This window comes from Rhizobium sp. SJZ105, from assembly GCF_007828365.1.
GTDB lineage: Bacteria > Pseudomonadota > Alphaproteobacteria > Rhizobiales > Rhizobiaceae > Agrobacterium > Agrobacterium tumefaciens.
On record NZ_VIUP01000022.1, the window covers coordinates 21710 to 28548 of the forward strand.

8 protein-coding genes are annotated in these 6839 nt (G+C 58.5%); 7 read left to right on the top strand and 1 reads right to left on the bottom strand.

The features are described 5' to 3' along the window. Positions 1 to 12 precede the first annotated feature (12 nt). The 7 genes from FB593_RS26295 (at position 13) to tnpB (ending at position 6248) form a co-directional block, all read left to right on the top strand. The gene (locus FB593_RS26295) at positions 13 to 1020 is read left to right on the top strand and encodes a TRAP transporter substrate-binding protein (protein WP_145167459.1); all 1008 of its coding nucleotides are present in this window, start codon (positions 13 to 15) and stop codon (positions 1018 to 1020) included. A 100-nt stretch (positions 1021 to 1120) separates the two neighbouring features. After that, the gene (locus FB593_RS26300) at positions 1121 to 1633 is read left to right on the top strand and encodes a TRAP transporter small permease (RefSeq protein ID WP_186447996.1); all 513 of its coding nucleotides are present in this window, start codon (positions 1121 to 1123) and stop codon (positions 1631 to 1633) included. Beyond that, positions 1630 to 2931 (top strand): TRAP transporter large permease, encoded by a 1302-nt coding sequence (locus FB593_RS26305; RefSeq protein ID WP_145167463.1) that lies wholly within the window; start codon positions 1630 to 1632, stop codon positions 2929 to 2931. The genes FB593_RS26300 and FB593_RS26305 overlap by 4 nt, the downstream gene beginning before the upstream one ends. After that, positions 2928 to 3899: a D-2-hydroxyacid dehydrogenase gene (locus FB593_RS26310; RefSeq protein WP_145167465.1), complete on the top strand. Its 972-nt coding sequence runs from the start codon at positions 2928 to 2930 to the stop codon at positions 3897 to 3899. Before FB593_RS26305 ends, FB593_RS26310 begins: the two co-directional genes overlap by 4 nt. Before the next feature lie 12 nt (positions 3900 to 3911). Further along, entirely contained in the window at positions 3912 to 5081 is a 1170-nt protein-coding gene (locus tag FB593_RS26315) for a M24 family metallopeptidase (protein ID WP_145167467.1), read from the top strand. A gap of 478 nt (positions 5082 to 5559) precedes the next feature. After that, complete coding sequence (tnpA, locus tag FB593_RS26320; protein ID WP_145167469.1) at positions 5560 to 6006, top strand: IS66-like element accessory protein TnpA; 447 nt, start codon at positions 5560 to 5562, stop codon at positions 6004 to 6006. Next, the gene (tnpB, locus tag FB593_RS26325) at positions 6003 to 6248 is read left to right on the top strand and encodes an IS66 family insertion sequence element accessory protein TnpB (protein WP_145167471.1); all 246 of its coding nucleotides are present in this window, start codon (positions 6003 to 6005) and stop codon (positions 6246 to 6248) included. Before tnpA ends, tnpB begins: the two co-directional genes overlap by 4 nt. On the opposite strand, the gene FB593_RS26330 is transcribed toward tnpB, so the two are convergent. Beyond that, on the bottom strand, positions 6219 to 6710 hold the full coding sequence (locus FB593_RS26330) for a hypothetical protein (protein ID WP_186447997.1): 492 nt from the start codon (positions 6708 to 6710) through the stop codon (positions 6219 to 6221). The two genes, tnpB and FB593_RS26330, sit on opposite strands and share 30 nt — an antisense overlap. Positions 6711 to 6839 lie beyond the last annotated feature (129 nt).

Consider the following 6839-nt stretch of genomic DNA (forward strand, 5'->3'; position numbering starts at 1 on the left):
GGGAGGAAGTTAATGAATTTTACCCATTTCAAGGGGTTGGCGGCGGGGCTTACCCTGATCGTTACGGCCGCGGTACCAGCGGTCGCGGAGACGGTCCTCAAGGTCTCGACGCCGCTGCCGATCGCGCACACCTTTCAGAAGACGATGGAAGCCTGGGCCCAGGAAGTGAAGGAAAGGTCGGGCGGAGACCTCATCCTCGAAATCTATCCTGCCGGTCAACTCGGTCCGATGAACAGGCAGTTCGAGGTCGTCCAGTCCGGCGTCGCAGACGTCGCGCTGATCATCTCTTCGCAGACTCCGGGCCGTTTCCCCATGACGGATCTGAGTGCACAGCCCTTCACCTCGCCCAGCGGCGAAAAGACGATGGAGGCCGCAGCAAAGCGCCTGACCACGCTCGCGCCGCAATACCTCGCCGGTGAATACCCGGGCACCAAAATACTGTGGATGGCCACGACGCCCCCGTTGAAGCTGCTTTATAAGAAAGACAAGCCGATAAAATCTCTTGCCGACTTTTCCGGGCTTCGCGTCCGCTATGCCGGTGAGACACCGCAGAAGGTCCTGACCATCCTCGGCGCGTCGCCAATGGCAGTTCCTGCACCGGAAGTTGCCGACAGCATGTCTAAAGGCATCGTCGACGGTGCCTTGTTCCCCTTCGAGGCAGCCAAGGCCTTCGATATCGCGCCGGTCACGAAATACGCGCTCGAACTAGGTTTCTCGACCAACAGTTTCACCGTGCTCATGAACCAGAACGCCTACCACAGCCTGACTGACAGCCAGCGCAAGGTCATCAATGAGACGACCGGCGTCGATGCTGCCATGGCATATGGCAGGCTGCTGGACGAAGGGGAAGTGGAATCCCGCAAATACTTGATCGAAAAGGGCGTCCAGATGGGTGTCTTGTCCGAAGACCAACTAGCCGCGGTGCTAGGTGCGCTGAATGGGATCGCGCAGCAGGAGATTGAACGTCTCGAAGGCATGGGCCTGCCGGCGCAGGAATTCTACTCGGCCTACACGAAGTAGACGGTTTCTGGTCTTAGCAACCCTTCTTAACCAGAACCGGCCCGCGCGCGGCGGACACAGCGCAAGCGGGCCGGTCCGCCAAACTTGTAAAGGGAAACTCATGCCCCCCCCAGATGCAACCGATCCGTTCTTCATCCGGGCGATGCATAACATCGCCGCCATAGGCCTTTGCTTGATGATGCTCGTGGTGGTTCTCGACGTCTTCCTTAGATCGATATTCAACGCGCCGCTTCCTGGTTCCTACGATCTTGTGGGTTTCTTTCTCCTCATCATGACGATGGCCGGACTCGGGGTCGTTGTCGCGAAAAAAGCTGAGGTTTTGGTGGATCTCGTCGACGCTGTCCTCGCACCGACTGTAATCAAGCTCCTGTCGGTCGTAAGCGCCATCCTTGGCATCTTAGCCTTCGGCTTCTTCGCATGGGCGATGGTCGATCCGGCCATCGGGTCATGGCGGTGGGGCGAGAAATCCCTCGAGCTGGGGGTTCCTAAATGGCCGCTTTACGTGATCGCCTTTCTCGGGATCGTAGGCGTGGTCTTTGGTTACACCGTGCAATTGCGAGCGGCGCTGAGGCCCGATGCAGAAACTGAAACACCTGTCCGGAGCATCCAATGAGTGCCTTTACCTTCGGCCTTTCCGGTATCGCGGCTATGCTGGTCCTGATGTTCCTGCGCCAGCCGATTTGGCTCGCCCTCAGTCTGATTGGAGTCGGGGGAAACCTGATCCTGAACGGCATCGGACCGTCCAAGTTCATCTCGGGCACGGCGGTCTTCGATGTCTCGTCAGGCTATGGCCTGTCGGTGCTTCCGCTGTTCATATTGTTGGGGGAAGTAGCTTCTGGCTCACGCATGTCGGCGGAACTCTTCGCTGCCGCGAGGACCATCATGTCCGGCACGCGCGGCGGACTGGGCGTAGCCACGGTGGCCGCCTCTGGTGCATTCGGCGCGATCTGCGGCAGCTCGCTCGCGACCGCGTCAAGCATGACCCGGATCGCTCTGCCGGAAATGACGCGGGCCGGGTACAATCCGGCTTATGCGGCGTCCACAATAGCAGCCGGCGGAACCTTGGGCATTTTGATCCCGCCATCCATCATCCTAGTGCTATATGCGTCAATTAGCGAAACGAGTATAGCGAGGCTTTTTGCTGCCTCGCTGATCCCCGGCATCTTCCTTATGCTGCTTTATATCGTTGTGACAAAAATCCTCGCGCGTCGGGAAGATCTTGCGCCACTCGAGGAGCCCGCCACCTTTGGCGAGCGTCTCGCCGCGTTGTTGAAACCGTGGCAGTTCTTCCTGCTGTTCCTCGTCACGATCGGTGGGATCTATGCTGGGATCTTCAGTCCTACCGAGGCTGCCTCTATTGGAGCGTTCACCGCTATTTTAATCGGCATTGCCCGAGGCACCCTGAGCATTGCTGGGTTGGTGCACGCTATGAAGGCCAGCGTCCTGATCTCCTGTGCATTGCTGATGATTGTCATTGGGGCGACCATCTTCGCGAATTTCGTGGTCCAGACACGGCTGCCCGACAATCTTCTTAAATTGGCGCTGGATGCTGGGCTGAGCGGTTGGATGGTCATGGCGATCATTGTACTCATCTATCTTGTACTTGGATGCTTTCTCGAAGCCCTCGGCATGGTTCTGATCACCGTTCCTGTGTTCCTGCCCATCATCATCGGCTACGGCTTCGATCCGATCTGGTTCGGCGTTCTCGTCGTCGTGCTGGTGGAAGTAGGGCTGATCTCACCCCCGGTAGGGATGAATCTTTTCATAATCCGCGCGCAGGCACCCGAACTGAAAATGATGGCGATCTATCGCGGCATACTCCCCTTCCTCGCTGCCCCCATAGTCCTGATCATCCTGTTATTCGTGTTTCCGGCGCTGGCACTCTGGCTTCCCCGGGTATTGTATCAATGAGTTTCGCGATGAAAGATCAAAAAAACGTCATAATCTGGCATGAACGGCCCGACTGGACCGCATCCTATGTGTCGAGGCTGGAGGAGGTACTTCCCGACCTCCGCTACATTGGCGTGGCATCCCACGGCGAGGCGATGAAGGTCGCTCCGCTCGCCAATGTCATGATCGGGATCGCGCCCTATCTAAAGCCCGAGCTGATCACTGCCATGCCGCGCCTCGAATGGATTCAGAGCCTGACTACCGGGATTGACAACCTACTCCAGATGGCCGAGCTGCCGAAAGGCCTGCCAATCACCCGGATCGCCGGAGTCCAAGGTCCCCAGATGTCGGAACATGTTCTGACCCTAATGCTTTGCCTCGCACGCGACATCCCCGGGGTTCTGAAACGCCAAAGGGCGCATGACTGGGACCGCCGGCCCCAGAAGGCGCTTCACGGCAAGACGGTCTGCATACTGGGGCTGGGAAAGATCGCCGAGTACCTAGCGCGCTATTGTAGGGTCCTAGGCATGCGGGTTACAGCAATTTCCGACGGTCGTCAGTGCGCGGAGAACGTCGACGAGATATTCCCGAGGTCACGGATCGGGGACGCGGTGGCCGAGGCGGATTTCCTTGTCGTCTTGGTGCCGCTGACTCCTGCGACTCGCCATATTGTGAATGAAAGCGTCCTGAGCCGCATGAAGGCGAACGCATTCGTCATCAATGTAGCGCGGGGCGGATGCGTGGACGAAGCCGCACTGCACGCTGCACTTTCCTCCGGCCGGATCGCCGGGGCGGCCCTCGACGTATTTGAAACTGAACCTCTGCCGTCCGGCAATCCGCTTTGGGACCTGCCGAACGTCATAGTCACTCCTCATGTCGGAGGCTTCGCCGACATTTACCTCGAGCAGTGCTTTCCGATTGTGCACGAAAACCTGAAGGCCTATGCGGGCGGCGGGTCGGAAGCCGTGAAGGATGCCGAACGGCGTTGAAAGGATTTTGCGATGAAGACAAACTCGCCTATCTCGAGCCGGGAAATGGAGCGACGTTGGGAAGCAGTTCGCCGAATTATGGACGCGCAGGATATCGACGTAATCCTTATGCAGGCGAAAGAAGACTGGATGGGGGGCTATGTCCGCTGGTTCACCGACGTTCCCGCCGGCAACGGATATCCGCGGACCGTTCTTTTTTTCCGGGATCGGCCGATGATAGTGGTCGAGATGGGTGCCTTCGATACGGTGCGGCAATCGGATCCCAGCGCGCAAGCGACTTTGGGTGTGCAGCATATCTACGGGACGCCGTCCTTCCACTCTGTCGGGTACACCGTCGTATACGACACGGAACTCGTGATCCGGGCTCTTCACGAGGGTGGCGCGAGGCGAGTCGCCACCCTCGTTCCCGCGGCCCTTCCATATAGCCTGATGCAGGCCGTGAGTACCGCTTTTGATCTGGTCGACCTAACAGAAGAAATTGATCGAGTGAAGGCGATCAAGAGCCCCGAGGAGATTGGGCTCATCAGACAGATCGCGCTCATGCAGGACAGAATTTTCTCCGAGGTCTTGGATTTCGTACGCCCCGGGGTCACTGATCGCGATGTCGCGTCCCATGCCGAGGCAGTCGGGCTGAAGCTGGGCGCGGATCAGGGCATCTATTTCGGTCTCTCGGCACCACAGGGCAGACCATCGCGGTTCCTAGGACGTCACTACCAGCGACGCGAAATGGGGAACGGCGACCACTTCTCCATCCTGATCGAAGTCAACGGGCCAGGCGGTCTTTACCTCGAGATCGCGCGCACTATCGTGCTGGGCTCTGCCGGCGACCACATTTTGGCCGCGTTCGATAACGTTAAGGCGGCGCAGGACCATACTCTGGACCTGATCCGCCCGGGGGCCATGCCGGCAGAGATCGCGATCGCCCACGACCGCTGGATGGTTGAGCGTGGGCTGCCGCCGGAAATGCGGCTATACGCGCATGGGCAGGGCTGTGACATGGTCGAACGGCCGCTGCTTCGCAAAGACGAAACCATGCCGCTGGCCGAGAACATGTGCCTTGCAGTGCATCCCGGATACGACGACGGTCGTGTGTTTGCGGTGATCTGCGACAATTATATGATCGGTGCGACCAAGGTGGGCGACTGCCTTCATCGGACGCAAAAGCAAATATTCGAAGTTTAGGAAAACGTAGCCGGAAAGGCCGCGAGCGGAAGTCGACGGTAGGAACCTCAAGGCGACTTGGTGGTTTCTTCATAGAAGGACCGCCCCGCCTATCAGATCGTAAGCGGTGCGCCAGCCCCGTGGGTTCAGCTTGATGCGAGTTTTGGCATTGAACTTCAGTTCACATGCCGTCCTGCAACTGAGTTTGCTTGAGGCTGGCCGTGGAGCACCAAAACGAGCACCGGATGGAGGTGCGCAAGTCGAGGGGGAGTGTCGCGGATCGAGGTCCTTGATGGACCTACCGGGCGTCGGCGTTGGCCGGATGCTCTCAAGGCGCGGATTTGTGGCTGAGAGTTTTCGACCCGGCAGGCGGGTCTGCGATTTTGGGGCGAAGTATGGGTTGATTGCCCGTAAGCGCCGTCTCCGCCCCATTGGATTGGCTGTATTTTGAGGCTTGCTGCGTGTGCGAGAAGGTTTCCAGGGCTATCTGGAGAATTGCATGGCAGATGATGGATTTGTTGGGCGCTACGAAGTTGTCGAGCCGCGCCGCGGAAACCGGCGTTGGCCGGATGATGTGAAGGCTAGGATCGTTGCGGAAAGCCTTGCGCCTGGTGTTCGTGTTATTGATGTCGCGCGCCGTCATGACGTTGTTCCGCACCAGCTTTCCTTCTGGCGCCGACAAGCGCGCGAGGGCATTCTGGCCCTGCCTTTTGAGGCGATGCCGGGCCTGTCGGAGAGCGGCGATGCCGAGCCTGTATTTGTGCCTTTGGCGATTGCGGCAGAGCCGAGCGATGCGGTGAGTATGTTGGCACCGCCGAAACTGCCGGAGGCGATATCAGCGGTGTTGACACTGGAGATCGGCCCGGACTTCGTGATGCGGGTTCCCGGTGGCGTGCCGGTGGAACGTGTGGCGGCTCTGGTGCGGGCGCTGCGAGGGACGGCATGATCGTTGCGAGCCAACGGCTGCCGATCCTGATTGCAACGCGGCCGGTGGACTTCCGCTGTGGGCATCAGGCGCTGGCTCTGATGGTGCAGACCGAGTTGAAGCTGGACCCGCATTCCGGGGTGACGGTGATCTTTCGCTCAAAACGCGGGGATCGCCTGAAGATCCTGGTATGGGATGGCACCGGAATGGTGCTAACTTACAACGATCGGCGTTCATACTACACCTCTTTCCTCGCCAGTTGATGTTCTTGGCTCTGTTTGCATTTGTTGATACGCAGCAGCGCGATCTTCGAGTGGATTCCATCGGCTGCATTGCTTTTGCGGCAGGTCTCCATCGGCGATTTCGTACAGGCTATAGTGCCCGTTATAGGCATGTCTGGTGATCAGGCCAAATTTGGCCCATCTGGCGACTGTTTGCTCGCTGATATTGAGATGCGCTGCCGCTTCCTGTCTTGTCAGCATTCCCCGCTGTCGCAGTCGATCATATCGTGAACGCAGCTTATATTCGTGGATGAGATAGGCGACTTTGAGGGGTGTAAAGCGGGCGTCCTGGCAGCCGCGACGTGCGGTTCCACCTGGGCGATGTCCCTGCTCGTTTAGGATCTCGGCGATCTCGGGATAAATGTAATCGTCGAGAAGCCTATCGACCAGCTCAATGATACTGAGCTTTGTCTTGATCTGCTGAGGAGAGGATTTTGGGTTCATGGTGGTAAGCGTCTGGATTTTGCCGCCCTTGAAGGGCCCAGTCGGCCCGAAGCTGATGAGGTGGAACGGCCCTTCTCAAACGGCATCAAGTGCCTAACGTGGTCGTGTTGAAACGCCACAAAGAGGAAG